Here is a 15,753-nt window from a genome sequence, read left to right on the forward strand (position 1 = left end):
GTCGATCTTAATTAGCGGCAGCTTCAGCCAATAACTTCTCACCTTTCTCTCTAGCCTCTTCAATGGTTCCCACCAAGTTGAATGCAGCTTCAGGAAGGTCATCGTGCTTACCATCCATGATTTCGTTGAATCCTTTGATGGTATCTTTAATGTCTACAAGTACACCTTTCAATCCAGTAAATTGCTCAGCAACGTGGAATGGTTGAGAAAGGAATCTTTGTACACGTCTTGCTCTTGATACTACTAGTTTATCCTCGTCAGATAATTCGTCCATACCAAGAATCGCGATAATATCTTGAAGTTCTTTATAACGCTGTAGTGTTTCTTTAACACGCTGTGCGGTGTTATAGTGTTCGTCACCTAAGATGTCAGCTGTTAAAATTCTTGATGTAGAATCTAGTGGATCTACCGCTGGGTAAATTCCAAGCTCAGCAATCTTTCTTGAAAGTACTGTAGTTGCATCAAGGTGAGCAAACGTTGTCGCTGGAGCCGGGTCAGTCAAGTCATCCGCAGGTACATATACTGCTTGTACTGATGTAATTGAACCGTTCTTCGTTGACGTAATTCTTTCTTGCATGGCTCCCATCTCTGTAGCCAATGTTGGTTGGTATCCTACCGCTGATGGCATACGACCTAAAAGTGCCGAAACCTCAGAACCAGCTTGCGTAAATCGGAAGATATTATCGATGAAGAAAAGGATATCTTTTCCTTGACCATCACCTTCACCATCACGGAAGTACTCAGCAATAGTAAGTCCTGAAAGGGCTACTCTTGCTCTCGCACCTGGAGGCTCATTCATTTGACCGAAAACGAATGTTGCTTTCGAGTCAGCAAGTTTTTCACTAGTTACAGATGAAAGGTCCCATCCACCAGACTCCATAGACTCATTGAATTCTTCACCGTATGTTACGATACCTGATTCAATCATCTCACGAAGCAAGTCATTTCCTTCTCTCGTTCTTTCACCTACACCGGCAAATACTGAAAGACCACCGTGACCTTTTGCAATGTTATTAATCAACTCTTGGATCAATACAGTTTTACCTACACCAGCACCACCAAACAATCCAATCTTACCACCTTTTGCATAAGGCTCGATAAGGTCAATTACTTTGATACCTGTGAATAAAACTTCAGTTGAAGTAGAAAGATCTTCGAACTTAGGAGCAGCTCTGTGAATCGGAAGTCTTTGATCTCCTTTTGGTTGTGCAATACCATCGATAGCCTCACCAACTACGTTGAAGAGTCTACCTTTAATGTCGTCACCAATTGGCATTGAAATGGCTAAACCAGTATCGGTTACTTCCATTCCTCTTGTAAGACCTTCAGAAGAATCCATAGCGATGGTTCTTACTCTGTCTTCACCAAGATGTTGTTGACATTCTAAAACAATTTTTTGACCATTCTCTTTGGTTACTTCTAACGCGTCAAGAATGTTAGGTAGTTTTGATTCAGCTGCATCGAAACTAACGTCTACAACAGGACCAATTACCTGCGTGATCTTTCCAAGGTTTGCCATTTGTTCTTTATTGTAAAAGGAAAAATGCGATTAATTTTTCTGGGGGCAAAGGTAAATCTATAATGTATTAAAGCAAAGGGATATGAAGAAAATAGCCCATGTATTTTGAAGCAAAATCAGCCCTTTAAAACGATACGAAAAACAGTACCTACATCGGCTTGTGAGGATTTCACAAAAATGCGCCCTTCATGGTAATTTTCGATGATTCTTTTCACCAATGTTAGCCCCAATCCCCAGCCACGTTTTTTGGTTGTGAATCCTGGTTTAAAAACATCTTTTGTTCCTCCTTTCACGATACCCTTTCCATCATCGGCGATATCAATAAAAATTTCGCTTTCCGATAGTTCACCGATCGTGACATTCAGGTTACCAATTCCGCTCATGGCGTCTACTCCATTTTTAACGATATTCTCTAAAACCCATTCAAAAAGTGGCTTGTTCAGTTTTGCCGTCAACTCCTGATCTTCGGTATTAATCTTAAAATTCACTTTCGACGAAACTCGAGGTTTTAAGTAGTTCAAAGAACTATCAATGACGCTAAAAACGTTTTGGCTTTTTAAGACGGGTACGGAACCAATATTTGAAAATCGTTCCGTAATCATTTCCAAACGCTTGATATCCTTTTCCAACTCGACTATAATATCATCGCGACCTTCTAATTCGGCCATACCTTTCATGTATTCTACCCAGGCGATCAGGGAAGAAAGGGGAGTTCCTAATTGATGTGCCGTTTCTTTAGCCATTCCCACCCAAACACGGTTCTGTTCTGACTTTCTAGAATAACTAAATGCCAAATAGGCAATGAAAGCAAATATGGCGATCACGGATAGCTGCACATAGGGATAAGTGCCTAACTGTCTGAGTAGATAGGAATTTCGATAATAGACAAATTGAACATCCGAGATAGTACCACCTTCTCCATTTCTGATGAGTATTTTGAAAGGCTTATTTTCCTTTTTCATCTTTTCCAAGACGCGTTGTTGGACCGTTAGATTTTCGCTCACATTCATCACTTGGTTGATGGCTTGCGTGGCTGAGTCAATCACAATGACGGGTAGTGTATTATCGGGTGTAATGAGATTAAGTGAAATAAAGGTAAGTGCGGATGGATCGGCATCTGGCGAGCTTGAAAACTCTACGGCTTTTGCCCAAAGTCTGATTTTATCCTCTTCTCCCTTTTTCAGTTTGGCCACGAGGCTATTGGTGTAAATGATAGAACCAACTCCGATAATGACGGCCACAACCAACACAATCCATTTAATGGTGGACTGGTTTGTGTAAAAATCAATATTGAAAGAACCTTTGAAAGGATTTTTCATGTAATAAACTAACGAAAAAATTTTGACCTCTATTTCAGGGTTGGGCAAAATAAAAGCCGCCTCGATTTCTTCAAGACGGCTTCTCACTATTTTATTCGAGGCCTACACTTTCATTGTGAACCACTTGGCCAATGTTTTATAATTGACTTTCACGCCATACATCAAGATTCCGATTCGATAAATTCGACCTGCGAACCAGATAGTTCCCATAAACCCTGCGATGAGCAATACCATCGATAAGGCGAGTTGCCAATCTGGCACCCCAAATGGTAATCGGGCCATCATAATAATCGGTGATGTTAATGGTATTAATGACAGCGTTACTGCCAATCCTCCATTTGGATCTTCCAATACGAAAAACATTGACATGATAGCCGCTAGAATCGGTAGTATAATCGGAAACATAAATTGAGAGGCATCCTGAATACTATCAACCGCTGAACCAATAGCGGCATAAAGAGCCCCATATAGAAAATAAGCCCCTAAGAAGTAGAACAAAAAGCACAGTAAGATTTTCACCACAGGGACAGAGCCAATAAGGCTTCTTATCTCCATAACCATCTCTTGTTGCTCCGTCAGTTGTTCTATGGCCTCTCCTGGGACTTGTTGTGAGGCGGCTTCCATAATGGCATCGCTATTTCCCGCCATGATACTCAGACCCACTGTTGAGAGTCCGCCAATCAGTACAAACCATATTAAAAGTTGAGTAAAGCCTACTGCTCCTACACCAAGTACTTTACCCATCATTAATTGGAACGGGCGCACTGAGGAGACTATAACTTCTACGATTCTACTCGTCTTTTCATCCAGTACTGATTGCATAATCTGCGATCCGTATATGAATATGAACATGTAGATCAAAAAGCCAGTACCATAGCCGATCGCGAAACTCAGTTTTGAATTACTCTTCTTCGTTTCTCCCGATTCGGATACATTAAAGGAACTTAGGTTAACACTCACTTGAAGGTTGTCTATAACGACTGGGTCTAAACCAGATTTCTCGAGCTTTATCTCCTCTAGTTTGTTTCTAATATTTCGCTCCATTCTATCGATGGAGGAGACACTAGCGTTCGTTTTAGAGTAAAGTTCAAAACCATCAAAATTCTTTACAGATACATCACTTAAGTCGACTTCAGGAATATAAAGCAGGCCAAAAGCGCCTTCGTCAATAAAGTTATTTTTAGCAGTTTCAAGCTCTCCTTCAATATATTTAAAGTTGTAACTGTTGACATCAAATACATCTTGAAAAAGGCCACTCTTATCGAGTACTAAAATTTCGTCACTTCTAGCGTCCTTTTCTCTTGTCGAAAAGTAAACGATCGTTACGATAATAGCCGGAAATATTAGCGGGGTAAGAATTGTAGCCAGTAAGAACGACTTCTTCTGAACTCTTGTCAGGTATTCTCTTTTTAATACTAAAAATATCTGCTTCATGATTGCCCTCCTTCTACTATGTTGATGAAAATGTCATTGATTGATGGTATCACTTCAACGAATGAGTGCACCTCTACAAGACTTATAAGTTCCTTTAGAATATCATTTGGTGAATGTCCCTCTCCTGCTTGAATTGTAGATTCCGAAAGGTTATCTTCTAAGGTCTGAGTGTTCATTACGTCAAAATTGGCACTCAGCCCGTTCAATGAACCTTTATAGCTCACGACGTACTTACCTGATTTATAAGAGTTCTTGATCTCCTTTTTGGTACCATCAAGGATCTTTTGAGATTTATTGATCAAGGCAATATCATCACAGAGTTGTTCTACAGATTCCATTCTATGTGTGGAAAATATGACTGTAGCGCCTCTTTCTCTTAATTCAAAAATCTCATCCTTTATGAGGTTGGCATTTACTGGATCGAACCCTGAAAAAGGCTCATCCAAGATTAGAATCTCCGGCTCATGCATTACTGTAGCGATGAACTGAATTTTCTGTGCCATCCCTTTCGAAAGGTCTTCGACTTTTTTACCAGCCCACTCGGTAAGGCCCATTTTATCAAGCCAGTGCTTGATCCTTCTTTTGGCCTCTGATGTAGATAGCCCTTTTAGCTGCGCCAGATACATTAATTGCTGGCCAACTTTCATTTTTTTATAAAGGCCACGCTCCTCTGGCAAGTAACCTATAGTAGTTACATGTTTGGGGTTGAGTTTTTCACCGTTAATGGTGATCTCACCTTCATCAGACATAATGATCTGATTAATAATACGGATGAGTGTGGTTTTTCCAGCGCCATTTGGTCCTAGTAGACCAAATATGGATTGCTTGGGTATAGCAATGCTCACGTTATCTAGGGCTTTATGGGCCGCGTAGTTCTTCGTGACATTGTTTGCTTCAAGAATATTCAATGCCGTGTCAATTTTAGTGGTGATTAAAATTAATGCCTTTAAAGGATCAAACCTAAAAAGCACCCTAAATTGAAAAATGCTTTGAATACTAAGAATCAAATAACGGTAAGCGGAAGATTATCAGCGCCTTCGGATTTTTTGACCGTTGAGAGTTGGCTTACTTAGCAAACAGTACGCTTCCCATGGAAACATCAATATTAAACTCAAGTAAATTCTCTGCGTCTGCCTCATAGCTTTCACTGACAAAAACTCGTTTGCGAATTTCTGAATAACCTGGTGGGACTTTGAACTTACGATAAGATGTACCCTTTAACCTGATGATAATTGGCAAATCATCGGCTGGTAGATTGATTTCTAATGAGCCTGCCCCTACTCTTGCCCAAATGGCGCTAGATGTTAGCGGAGATTCTTCAAAATCAAGAACTAAAGAACCAATTCCGACCTCGGCAAGGATATTTTTTGCTCGGGCTAGATTCAATCGCTCGATTTCTATGTCACCCAAATCAACACTTACCATAAAAGTGTCCATCTCCATCTTATTTTTCATCTTGGAGAGGTATCCCACCTTTACATGAGCATTACCTGAAGTAACTTTCAAATTTTCTACGGCAATATCTGATAGGTCTATATATGCTTTACCAACGCCATAGGCTAAGTCTAACCTATAGGGTTTATAATCTGTAAAATAGATGTTCCAATAGTTGTCGTCATCCATCTTCTTTCTTCCCAAGATTTTAGAAACCTTGGTACCGAAACCTTCTTTGCCATTGTCCTTAAGGTTTAACCAAGCATTTAAGGTTTCTCCACGATGAAGCTGACCAAATTCGCTAGTGATATATTCTTCTTTGTGATTGCCAAGGATATTAATGGGCGTGTTTCCCTTTCGAGTCCTGATTTCGCAGGTGCCAGAGGCGGCTTTGAGATAAAAATTTACAAAAGAACAGGAATCTCTATCCTGTACTGTAAAATGCTTTTTTGTTTGCCCCAACACATTCACCCCTGCAATTCCTACTACGGCTAACAGTAAAAGTACTTTTTGCATTCAGTTGGTTACGTTTGGTTTAACGCTTGGGTTACAAAAATATGTTAGTGATTACCCAAACAACTCATAAATCAATATGATTTTCTCGAATAAAAAAAGCCGCTCAAGGCGGCTTTAAGTTTTTGAATCAAATTTTTCTTAGAAGAACTCTCGAATTCTATCAAAGAACCCCTTTTCTCCTTTGCCTGGTTTAGGGGCAAAGTTTTCTGAAACGCGCAGTTTTTCGAGCATCTCTGACTCTTCGCGCGATAGCTTTTTAGGCGTCCAGACGTTTACATGTATCAACTGGTCACCTTTGCCGTAGCCATTAATATCCTTGATACCTTTCCCTCTTAACCTGAGTATTTTTCCACTCTGCGTACCTGGTTCCAATTTAATGCGCACTTTACCATCTATTGTTGGTACTTCCATGCTTTGACCCAAGGCTGCATCTGCGAAATTCACGAACAAGTCATAAACCACGTTAGTACCATCTCTTTGAAGTGACTCATGTGGTAACTCTTCAATTACAATTAACAAATCTCCTGGAACTCCTCCACCCGGGGCCATATTTCCTTTGCCAGACATGGATAATTGCATTCCATCGCCAACACCAGCTGGTATTTTAATAGGAATTACTTCCTCTTGCATTTCTAACCCAGTGCTATCTACTCCCGGAGGTCGTTTATCAATCACCTGACCACTACCACTACAAGTGCTACAAGTTGTAGCAGAAACCATTTGACCGAGCATAGTATTTACTACCTTCTTCATTTGGCCTGATCCACCACAAGTACCACAGGTTTTAAAGGTCACGCCAGAGGCATTTACCAGTCGGTTTACCTTAATTTTCTTTTCAACGCCGTTGGCTATTTCTTCTAGATTAAGCTTTAACTTGATCCTTAAGGCCGATCCTTTTCTTTGTCTACGGCCGCCTCCGCCGCCGCCAAAGAAACTATCGAAAGGGCTGCCTCCGCCACCACCGAAGATGTCGCCGAATTGTGAGAATATGTCTTCCATATTCATTCCACCGCCGCCGCCTCCAAAGCCGCCTCTCATGCCATCGTGGCCAAAGCGATCGTACTGAGCTCTTTTTTCTGCGTTACTCAACACTTCATACGCCTCTGCTGCTTCTTTGAACTTCTCTTCTGCCGTAGGATCGTCTGGATTTTTATCGGGGTGGAACTTAATTGCCAACTTCCGATAAGCTTTTTTCATCTCATCTTCCGTAGCACCTTTGCTAACCCCTAGAATTTCGTAGTAATCTCTTTTAGCCATATTTTAGGAACCTATAACCACCTTTGCAAAACGAATTACCTTATCTCCCAGATAGTATCCTTTTTCGACGGTATCAATGATTTTACCTTTCAACTTTTTCTCTTCTACTGGAAACTGAGTCACTGCTTCGTGCAAATCAGCATCGAAATCAGTTCCTTTCTTAGTTTCCATCACTTTCAGGCCTTTACCTTCGAGCGTCTTATATATTTTATTGTGAATGAGGCTAAATCCTTCTTTTAGAGAGTCAACATCATCTTGTTTTTCGTTGGCTTGATTGGCTCTTTCGAAATCATCAATTGTTGGCAGTAAATCTGTCATTAGGTCAGCCGAAGCTGTTTTGACTAATTCGATTCTTTCTTTCGCATTTCTTCTTCTGAAGTTTTCGAATTCAGAATACAGACGAAGATATTTATCTTTTGCTTCTGCCAATTCTACTTGAAGCTTTTCCTCAGCTGTCAATTCTTCTACTTCCTCTTCCAATTCAGCATCATTATCAACTTCTGAATCGCTGTTTTCCGCAGTATCGACTACTTGCTCTTCAGTTGCTGCGTTAGTTGTCTCTTCAACCGTTTCTTTCGTCTCCTTATCTTTTGCCATTTTTGCTTATTCTAAACTTTCTGGCCTTGAGCAATTTTACTGCCAATGCCAAATAAGTGTCAATATGACATGATCAGCCACGAAATCGGCGCATACTCAAATCACCCTTTAATCATTGGGGACAACCAAAAGCCCGAAATACTCGTCTAAGGGACATTAGAACGCCCGCCCCTCCGATCCAAAGGATTTTTTAGTGGGGCTTTATATATTTTTCACAAACCAAAAATCAACTATGAAACACAAGTACATTTATTCCTTACTATGTATGGTTGCGCTTGCATTTGCAGGTACAAGCGCAATGGCACAGGGAAGCGTAACAGTACCCCGCGCTGCTAGTCCAGCAGCTGAGGTGAGCCAAACAATCGGTATTTCAAAAGTCTCTGTCAATTATTCTAGACCTTCTGTCAATGGCAGAACGGGTAAGATTTGGGGTCAATTAGTACCTTATGGTTATACAAATCTTGGATTTGGTAATGGAGGTGATAACCCGTGGAGGGCTGGTGCCAATGAAAACACTGTGATTACTTTTTCTCACGATGTAAAAGTAGAGGGCAAAGATTTAGCCGCAGGAGCTTATGGCTTACACATTGCAGTTTTCGAAAACGGTGATGCCGAGATTATCTTTTCTGAAAATACGACGTCCTGGGGTAGTTATTTTTATCTACAGTCCGAAGATGCTTTAAGGGTGAAGGTCAAATCTGCTGATCATGCATTCACTGAATCTTTGACTTATAGCTTTGCTGATTTGACTCCAAATTCAGCTAACCTCGTTTTGGATTGGGAAAACAAGAGATTCCCGATCAATATAGCGTTTGACGTTCATGACATCGTTGTTGAAAATGCCAAAAACGAATTAAGAAGCACAGCTGGCTTTGGATTTCAAGGTCCATTAAGTGCAGCACAGTATTTGGCGAGCAATAACATTCAGTTAGATCAAGCACTGACTTGGGCAAATCAAGCGATCGCGTTGCAGAAAAACGCTAATACCCTTGGTTTAAAAGGGCAAATCCTTTTCGCTTCAAACAAAAATGAAGAGGCTTATGCCGCCATGGATGAAATGGTCGATCACCCGACGGCCCAACCAAATAACTTTTACAACTATGGCGTCCAGTTGCTGACAAAGGACGAAGATGATCGTGCATTATCGTTATTCGAAAAGATGAATAAACGTTTTGAAAACAATGTGTTTGCACAACACGGATTGGCCCGAGCCTATTCTGCTAAAGGCAACTTTAAAAAGGCACTGAAATTTGAGCGTATGGCTTTAAATAATCCTGGCCTTCCTCCAGGTAATGGCCCTGCGATTCAAAACTTCATCAATAAGCTAGAAAAAGGGGAAGACATTAACCCTTAACCAGAATTAAGTCATTAAAAAAGCCGCTTAGCGACCTTATTTTGGTTGTGCTAAGCGGCTTTTTTGAATAGTGTCAATTAAGCGTTAATCAAACTCCAAATTTTATCCTTCAACTCTTGTAGTCCACTTTGAACTACCGAAGAGATAAACAATGTATCGACACCCTCTGGTAAATCTTGCTTGATTTCTTCTATTAACTCCTCATCGAGCATATCGCTTTTTGAAACGGCTAGAATTCTGTTCTTATCGAGTAGTTCAGGGTTGAACTTCCTCAATTCTGCCAATAGTATTTCGTACTCTTTTTTGATGTCATCAGCATCGGCAGGCACTAAGAATAGTAAGATAGAATTTCTCTCTATATGCCTCAAAAACCGAAGACCGAGCCCTTTTCCTTCTGCTGCTCCTTCAATAATTCCGGGAATATCTGCCATCACGAAAGACTTATGATCGCGATAGGCCACTACGCCCAAATTCGGAACTAGTGTTGTAAATGGATAATCGGCGATCTCAGGTTTGGCTGCAGAAACCACTGAAAGTAAGGTTGACTTACCGGCATTTGGGAAGCCTACTAACCCTACATCTGCCAAAAGTTTTAATTCAAGGACACATAGCTTTTCCTGACCTTCTTCTCCAGGCTGAGCGTAACGCGGTGTCTGTTTGGTAGCTGTTTTGAAATTCTCATTTCCCAAGCCACCTCTTCCACCAGGTAATAAAATAACCTCTTGCCCTTCTTCCGTAACTTCCACAAGCACTTCGCCTGTTTCTTCTGATCTTGCTACTGTCCCCAAGGGCACATCTAGGTAAATATCTTTACCATCAGCTCCCGAGCTTCTTTGGCCACTTCCTCCTTCGCCATTTTCGGCTGTTACATGCTTGCGATATCTTAAGTGAAGCAATGTCCAAAGTTGCGTATTACCTCTAAGGATTATATTACCACCACGACCACCATTTCCACCATCTGGACCTCCTTTTGGCACGTGCTTTTCTCTTCGAAAACTCACAGCACCTGGACCGCCATTTCCTGAACGACAGTATATTCTTACGTGATCTATGAAGTTTGAACTCGCCATTGTTAGAATCAATAAAAAAAGATGACCCTAGGGTCATCTTCAAGTTAAGTTTTTATTCGGCATTACGCCATATGCGAACTGATCGCTTCTGAGATATCGGCAAAGATTCCTTCAATAGTACCCACACCATTTATCTTACATGTTTTACCCTGACCTTCGTAGAAAGTGGCCACTGGTAAGGTCTTATTGGTGTATTCTTGAATTCTAACGTTGATTTTTTCTTCGTTCTGATCGTCAGCACGTCCTGAAGTTTTACCTCGTTCTAACAGTCGCTTTTTCAGTTCGTCTTGCGGTACATCCAGCATAACCATACAGCCGATAGCCGTTTGATGCTTTTCTAGTAGTACATCCAAGGCTTCTGCTTGCGCCACCGTTCTTGGAAATCCATCGAAGATAAAACCCTTGGCTCCTGTATTGTCATTCAGAAAGTCCTCTACCATGCCGATAACCACTTCATCTGGCACTAGTTTGCCATTATCCATGTAGGATCTTGCCTCTTTACCAAGCTGAGTTCCCTCACCTAAATGCTTTCTAAATAAATCTCCTGTTGATATATGTTTTAACCCGAATTGGTTAATTATTTTCTCGCTTTGCGTTCCCTTTCCTGCACCTGGAGGACCGAATAATACAATGTTGATCATTAATTGATTGGATTTAACAAGCTGCAAATATAAGGATTATACTTGGTCCTGCTTTAGTTGATAAATATCTTTAAAATTCCTTCCATACCCGTCGTAATCGAGCCCATAACCGACTACAAACTTCTCAGGTATATCGAAACCGCGATACCTTATATCTAGCTCGCATTGCAAGGCATCGGGCTTGACCAATAGCGTGGCAATTTCGATTGAATTAGGATTTAGTGTATGAAAATACTTGAGGGCTTTCTCCATCGTGAGACCTGTATCTACAATATCTTCCACCAAGATAATGTCTCGCCCAGATACGTCTTCCTGCAAATTCATAACGGTACGAACTTCTCCTGTACTCTTGGTTCCTTCGTATGAAGATAGCCTTACAAAGGTGACTTCACAGGGTATAGATACTTCTTTAAAAAGGTCGCTACAAAACATAAACGCTCCGTTTAAAACGCCAATAATAAGCGGCGATTTCCCATGATAATCAGAAGAAATTCGCTTGCCCATATCTTGGACGGCCTGCTGTATCTCGTCTTCTCTAAGAAATGGCTCAAATGTTTTGTTATGTACTGTAATATGATTCACCCAGCTTGAAAATTATTGGTCGACAGAAGGTAGTTATAATTTTTGCATCAACACTCGATAGAGGTCAATCATGCAGGCAATATCATGTTTGTGAACGATTTCATCTGGACTATGTACGTTGTCCTCTGGGGCGCCCACGAAGCACCAATCGAAAGGGTATGGCGATACTTGGAGTTCGCGCCCATCACTGGAACCTGCCCCTTCGACTTCCAACTGAAAATCAACACCACTTTCTCTAGCTATCGCTATTATTTTATCAATGAAACTTCTTCGAGGGACATTTCTGTCGCGCATGGAAATAGCCACGCCTTCTCCATGTACAACCCCTTCTGTAATCCAAGTAATGTCAGAAATTAAGGCTTGCCTCACTCCCCATTCTTCATAAATATATTTAGCAAGGTATGGAACAGAACCTCCACCATGTTCTTCCCAGCACGAGAAGACAATCACGCCATTCTCTAAGGTTTCGGCAACCTTGAGCGCGTTAAATACACCCAAACGATTGTCTAGATAACAGGACTGAACAAATTCATCGGTTTCGCGAAAATCCTTTTTAAAGACTAGCTCTGTCCCTCTGTCTATTCCTCGAGGAAATTTATAATGCAAGTCCCCGTCGTTTTCTAGTAATTCGCATTCGATAAATCCCAGACTATCTTGCCCAACTAATCGATAACCGCTTTCAGCTTTTGGCCCACCGATCGGCACCAACTGATCTTGATAACGGACGGTAAACCCTATACTATCCATATGGGCAAAAATCGCTGTTTTCGGGTTTCCAAACTTCAAGACTATAGCATCTTGAAATAAGTCTCCTTCGTGGATTTCTGGCACCACCTTCCACTCTGCCTGATGCTGGTTAATATATTCCAAAAGGAAAGTTTTCATACCCACTTCATTTCCCGAAGGAGCATGAATTCCACATAGTTGATCTAAGAGTGAAAAGTCCATGTAAATAATTTCAAGTAAAATTAAGATAGACGCAACACTTTGTTGTTGTTGAAGTATAGAAAAATATAAATTGCCTTTCGAAACCTGACCTATGTTTGTACTCAACGAAAAGCGATCGGTAGCGAATAACTTCTTGGCTCAACTAAGGGCAGAAGGCATTCAGAATGATCGACTTAGATTTAGAGAAAACTTAAAGCGACTCGGTACTTTATTGGCCTATGAAGTCTCAAAAAAGCTATCCTATTCCCCCGAAAAAATTAAGACCAGCTTGGCCGAAACCTCAATCGATACTTTATCGGACGACTTAGTAATTATTTCCATTCTTCGAGCCGCTGTTCCTTTTACTGAAGGTTTTGTTTCTGTATTTGATAATGCCGAAGTGGGCTTTATTGGTGCAGCGCGGAAGGAAGCCGGAGAGACCATAGACGTGGACCTTGACTACTTGGCCGCTCCTGATTTGACGGGTAAAACTGTGATCATTGTAGACCCAATGCTAGCCACCGGAAAATCGCTTGTTAAAAGTGTGGAAAGTCTCAGTGCCAATGGAGCACCAAAAAGTGTACACTTAGCATCTGTAATTGCCGCTCCTGAAGGAATCGAATTTATAAATGAAAACTTAGCATTAGATTTCAGCATCTGGACGTGTGCCCTAGATGAAAAACTCAATGAAAAATCATACATAATTCCTGGGTTAGGTGATGCAGGGGACTTGGCTTTTGGGCCAAAATTATAGTACCATAGATGTTGTTGGATATTCTAATTTTAATTGTTGGGCTAGTGACGCTCATTTTGGGCGGTGACGTGCTGGTAAAGGGTGCTTCAAGAGTTGCTTTGCGGTTTGATGTGAGCCCGATGATCGTAGGCCTTACGATTGTAGCCTTTAGTACTTCTGCTCCTGAAATGCTGGTCAGTTTAAATGCGGCTTTTAAAGAAGTACCTGACTTTGCGATGGGCAATGTGGTTGGTTCGAATATTGCCAATCTCTCATTAGTGCTCGGTACCGCTTGCCTATTCGGTTATATACCTATTCAAAAAGGCACCGCCAGACGAGACTGGTTGGTCACTATGCTTGCCTCGATTCTGCTATACTTTTTTACTAAAGATGGCGATTTAGTTCTATGGGAAGGAGCCATTCTATTTTCTTGCCTAATCGCTTACTTGGGCTACTTGCTGGTTATCACAAAGAAGGATCAAATCAAACTTGATGTCACTTACGACAGGTCTAAGGATTCGAATGCTGATAAGGCAAAAGACTTACTTTACATAGGCCTAGGAGGTGTTTGCCTTTATTTTGGTTCAGACTGGTTTATCAGCGGAGCAGAATCTCTAGCGACTGATTTAGGGGTTTCCCAACGTGTAATCGGCTTAACCGTGCTTGCTTTGGGCACTAGCTTACCAGAACTCGCTACTTCTATAATTGCAGCTAGAAAAGGAGAAACGGATCTTGCATTGGGCAATCTTTTTGGCTCCAACATCTTTAATATTCTTTCTATTCTCGGCATTACGAGCATGGTTCACGGACTCGGTGTGAATTCAATGATCATTGACAATGATTTGATTTGGATGCTGGGTTTAACCTTAGGAATTCTTCCATTGATGCTTTTCCGACGAAGATTGAGCACCTTATCAGGGATCATCTTGCTGACTTTTTATGGTCTTTACATCTTCATGATCCTGAAATAGCTATGGAGGAGGTACTGGCTTATATTGGCATATTTTTATTGGCCTGTCTTAAATCAATTTTCCCACCTGTATTAGGTCCTCAAGTAGGAATGACGAATCTGGAAATTATTTTGATTACGCTTGCTGGATTAATGACTAGTGTGACGCTATTCACTTTTTTAGGCGAAAAGATCAAAAAACATGTCATTCCTGTTTTCATAAAAAACCCCAAGAAGTTTTCTCCAAAAAGTAGGAGAATGGTTCGTATTTGGAAGAAATACGGCATCGTTGGTGTCTGTTTTCTAACACCTCTGATTCTATCTCCGCCGGGTGGGGCATTATTAGTTTCTTCTGTTGGCGCTCCACGTAAGCAGGTCTTTTTCTACATGCTACTTTTCGGAATTATGTGGTCTACTATATGGACTTATTCTGTAGACTGGTTAATGGATGTGGGACTAGTAAGTTCGCATTAAGTTGCTACTCCTCGTCGGGCAGCATTTCTATATCCTGAATCAATACTTTTTTAGAAATAGCCTGACCCGTCTTTGTAGCCGCTAAACCACCCAAAGCAGTTTCTTTATATCTAGTTTCCATACTTTGCCCAACTTCACCCATAGCTTCTACGCATTCGTCTACCGGAATTACAGCACTCACGTCAGCCAAGGCAATTTGTGCCGAGCTATTGGCAATAGCTGCCGCGCTAGCATTTCTGACCACGCACGGTACCTCAACCAAACCTGCCACAGGGTCGCAAACCAAACCTAACATGCATTGTATGGTAATGGCCACGGCATTAAAAACTTGATCAATACTTCCCCCGAGGCAATAAACCATAGCGCCAGCACCCATCGCTGCAGCACTTCCAGTTTCCGCTTGGCATCCACCAACCGCTCCTGCTATAGACGCTCTTTTTTCCATGATCAAGGCAATTCCGGCACCAACCAAAAGGCCTTCCATAATGGAGCGATCGGGCAAATCATGCAGTTCTTGAAGAGTAACCATTACACCAGGTAAAATACCTGAAGCACCCGCGGTGGGTGCAGCTACTACCCTGCCCATGCAGGAATTCACCTCTTTTGCGGCCAATGCTCTTGAAATAAGCACTTGAAATTCCTTTGATAATACAGGCGTTGGGTAGTTGAAAACCTTCTTAGCGCCATTATTGATCATTCCAGAACGTGAAGTCATTTCTTCTGTCAACCCTGTTTGAACGGCCTCCTTCATCACTTTGTAGGCATTCTCCAAACCAACCCACATCAACTCTTCCGTGGCTTGCTTTTGGTCAACCTCATATTCAATGACTGATTGCGGTAATGAAATATCATTATCCATGCAGTAAGCCTTCCACCCCTTAAAGTCTTCGAACAAGTAACTCATCTCAAATTCTTTTGTCCAAAGCTAAGTCATTTTGTGCAAACGA

General features: G+C 41.4%; 16 protein-coding genes. 4 read left to right on the forward strand and 12 right to left on the reverse strand.

Annotated features, from left to right (window positions below):
• Window positions 1-7 precede the first annotated feature (7 nt).
• The 7 genes from atpD to BFP71_RS02745 form a co-directional block, all read right to left on the reverse strand.
• Window positions 8-1,519, reverse strand: a complete 1,512-nt coding sequence (gene atpD, locus BFP71_RS02715; RefSeq protein ID WP_069833911.1) for a F0F1 ATP synthase subunit beta — start codon at window positions 1,517-1,519, stop codon at window positions 8-10.
• 116 nt (window positions 1,520-1,635) lie between these two features.
• Window positions 1,636-2,838, reverse strand: coding sequence for an ATP-binding protein (locus BFP71_RS02720; protein ID WP_069834542.1), 1,203 nt, complete (start codon window positions 2,836-2,838; stop codon window positions 1,636-1,638).
• Between the two features lie 102 nt (window positions 2,839-2,940).
• Entirely contained in the window at window positions 2,941-4,272 is a 1,332-nt protein-coding gene (locus BFP71_RS02725; RefSeq protein ID WP_069833912.1) for an ABC transporter permease, read from the reverse strand.
• On the reverse strand, window positions 4,269-5,180 hold the full coding sequence (locus BFP71_RS02730) for an ABC transporter ATP-binding protein (RefSeq protein WP_069834543.1): 912 nt from the start codon (window positions 5,178-5,180) through the stop codon (window positions 4,269-4,271). The genes BFP71_RS02725 and BFP71_RS02730 overlap by 4 nt, the downstream gene beginning before the upstream one ends.
• A 157-nt stretch (window positions 5,181-5,337) precedes the next feature.
• Window positions 5,338-6,222: a DUF4097 family beta strand repeat-containing protein gene (locus BFP71_RS02735; protein WP_069833913.1), complete on the reverse strand. Its 885-nt coding sequence runs from the start codon at window positions 6,220-6,222 to the stop codon at window positions 5,338-5,340.
• A gap of 138 nt (window positions 6,223-6,360) precedes the next feature.
• Window positions 6,361-7,479 (reverse strand): molecular chaperone DnaJ, encoded by a 1,119-nt coding sequence (dnaJ, locus tag BFP71_RS02740; RefSeq protein WP_069833914.1) that lies wholly within the window; start codon window positions 7,477-7,479, stop codon window positions 6,361-6,363.
• A 3-nt stretch (window positions 7,480-7,482) separates the two neighbouring features.
• Window positions 7,483-8,076 carry a nucleotide exchange factor GrpE gene (locus BFP71_RS02745; RefSeq protein ID WP_069833915.1) on the reverse strand — a complete coding sequence of 198 codons (594 nt, stop codon included), beginning with the start codon at window positions 8,074-8,076 and terminating at the stop codon, window positions 7,483-7,485.
• Window positions 8,077-8,308: 232 nt separating this feature from the next.
• Between BFP71_RS02745 and BFP71_RS02750 the strand changes: the two genes are divergently transcribed.
• Window positions 8,309-9,430, forward strand: coding sequence for a DUF2911 domain-containing protein (locus BFP71_RS02750; RefSeq protein WP_088124846.1), 1,122 nt, complete (start codon window positions 8,309-8,311; stop codon window positions 9,428-9,430).
• Between the two features lie 77 nt (window positions 9,431-9,507).
• Here the strand turns inward: BFP71_RS02750 and obgE are convergent, their stop codons facing one another.
• The 4 genes from obgE to BFP71_RS02770 form a co-directional block, all read right to left on the reverse strand.
• Window positions 9,508-10,500 carry a GTPase ObgE gene (gene obgE / locus BFP71_RS02755; protein ID WP_069833917.1) on the reverse strand — a complete coding sequence of 331 codons (993 nt, stop codon included), beginning with the start codon at window positions 10,498-10,500 and terminating at the stop codon, window positions 9,508-9,510.
• Between the two features lie 62 nt (window positions 10,501-10,562).
• Window positions 10,563-11,141 carry an adenylate kinase gene (locus BFP71_RS02760; RefSeq protein ID WP_069833918.1) on the reverse strand — a complete coding sequence of 193 codons (579 nt, stop codon included), beginning with the start codon at window positions 11,139-11,141 and terminating at the stop codon, window positions 10,563-10,565.
• 36 nt (window positions 11,142-11,177) lie between these two features.
• Window positions 11,178-11,723, reverse strand: coding sequence for a hypoxanthine phosphoribosyltransferase (hpt, locus tag BFP71_RS02765; protein WP_069833919.1), 546 nt, complete (start codon window positions 11,721-11,723; stop codon window positions 11,178-11,180).
• A gap of 33 nt (window positions 11,724-11,756) precedes the next feature.
• Window positions 11,757-12,671 carry a M20/M25/M40 family metallo-hydrolase gene (locus tag BFP71_RS02770; protein ID WP_069834544.1) on the reverse strand — a complete coding sequence of 305 codons (915 nt, stop codon included), beginning with the start codon at window positions 12,669-12,671 and terminating at the stop codon, window positions 11,757-11,759.
• A gap of 91 nt (window positions 12,672-12,762) precedes the next feature.
• Between BFP71_RS02770 and upp the strand changes: the two genes are divergently transcribed.
• From upp to BFP71_RS02785, 3 genes are read left to right on the forward strand one after another with little or no spacing between them, the layout of a single operon-like run.
• Window positions 12,763-13,404 carry a uracil phosphoribosyltransferase gene (gene upp, locus BFP71_RS02775; protein WP_069833920.1) on the forward strand — a complete coding sequence of 214 codons (642 nt, stop codon included), beginning with the start codon at window positions 12,763-12,765 and terminating at the stop codon, window positions 13,402-13,404.
• Window positions 13,405-13,412: 8 nt separating this feature from the next.
• Window positions 13,413-14,354, forward strand: a complete 942-nt coding sequence (locus BFP71_RS02780; protein WP_069833921.1) for a calcium/sodium antiporter — start codon at window positions 13,413-13,415, stop codon at window positions 14,352-14,354.
• A 2-nt stretch (window positions 14,355-14,356) separates the two neighbouring features.
• Window positions 14,357-14,806: a hypothetical protein gene (locus BFP71_RS02785; RefSeq protein WP_069833922.1), complete on the forward strand. Its 450-nt coding sequence runs from the start codon at window positions 14,357-14,359 to the stop codon at window positions 14,804-14,806.
• Between the two features lie 4 nt (window positions 14,807-14,810).
• On the opposite strand, the gene sdaAA is transcribed toward BFP71_RS02785, so the two are convergent.
• Window positions 14,811-15,710 (reverse strand): L-serine ammonia-lyase, iron-sulfur-dependent, subunit alpha, encoded by a 900-nt coding sequence (sdaAA, locus tag BFP71_RS02790; protein ID WP_069833923.1) that lies wholly within the window; start codon window positions 15,708-15,710, stop codon window positions 14,811-14,813.
• Window positions 15,711-15,753 lie beyond the last annotated feature (43 nt).

The sequence above is a fragment of the Roseivirga misakiensis genome (assembly GCF_001747105.1).
GTDB lineage: Bacteria > Bacteroidota > Bacteroidia > Cytophagales > Cyclobacteriaceae > Roseivirga > Roseivirga misakiensis.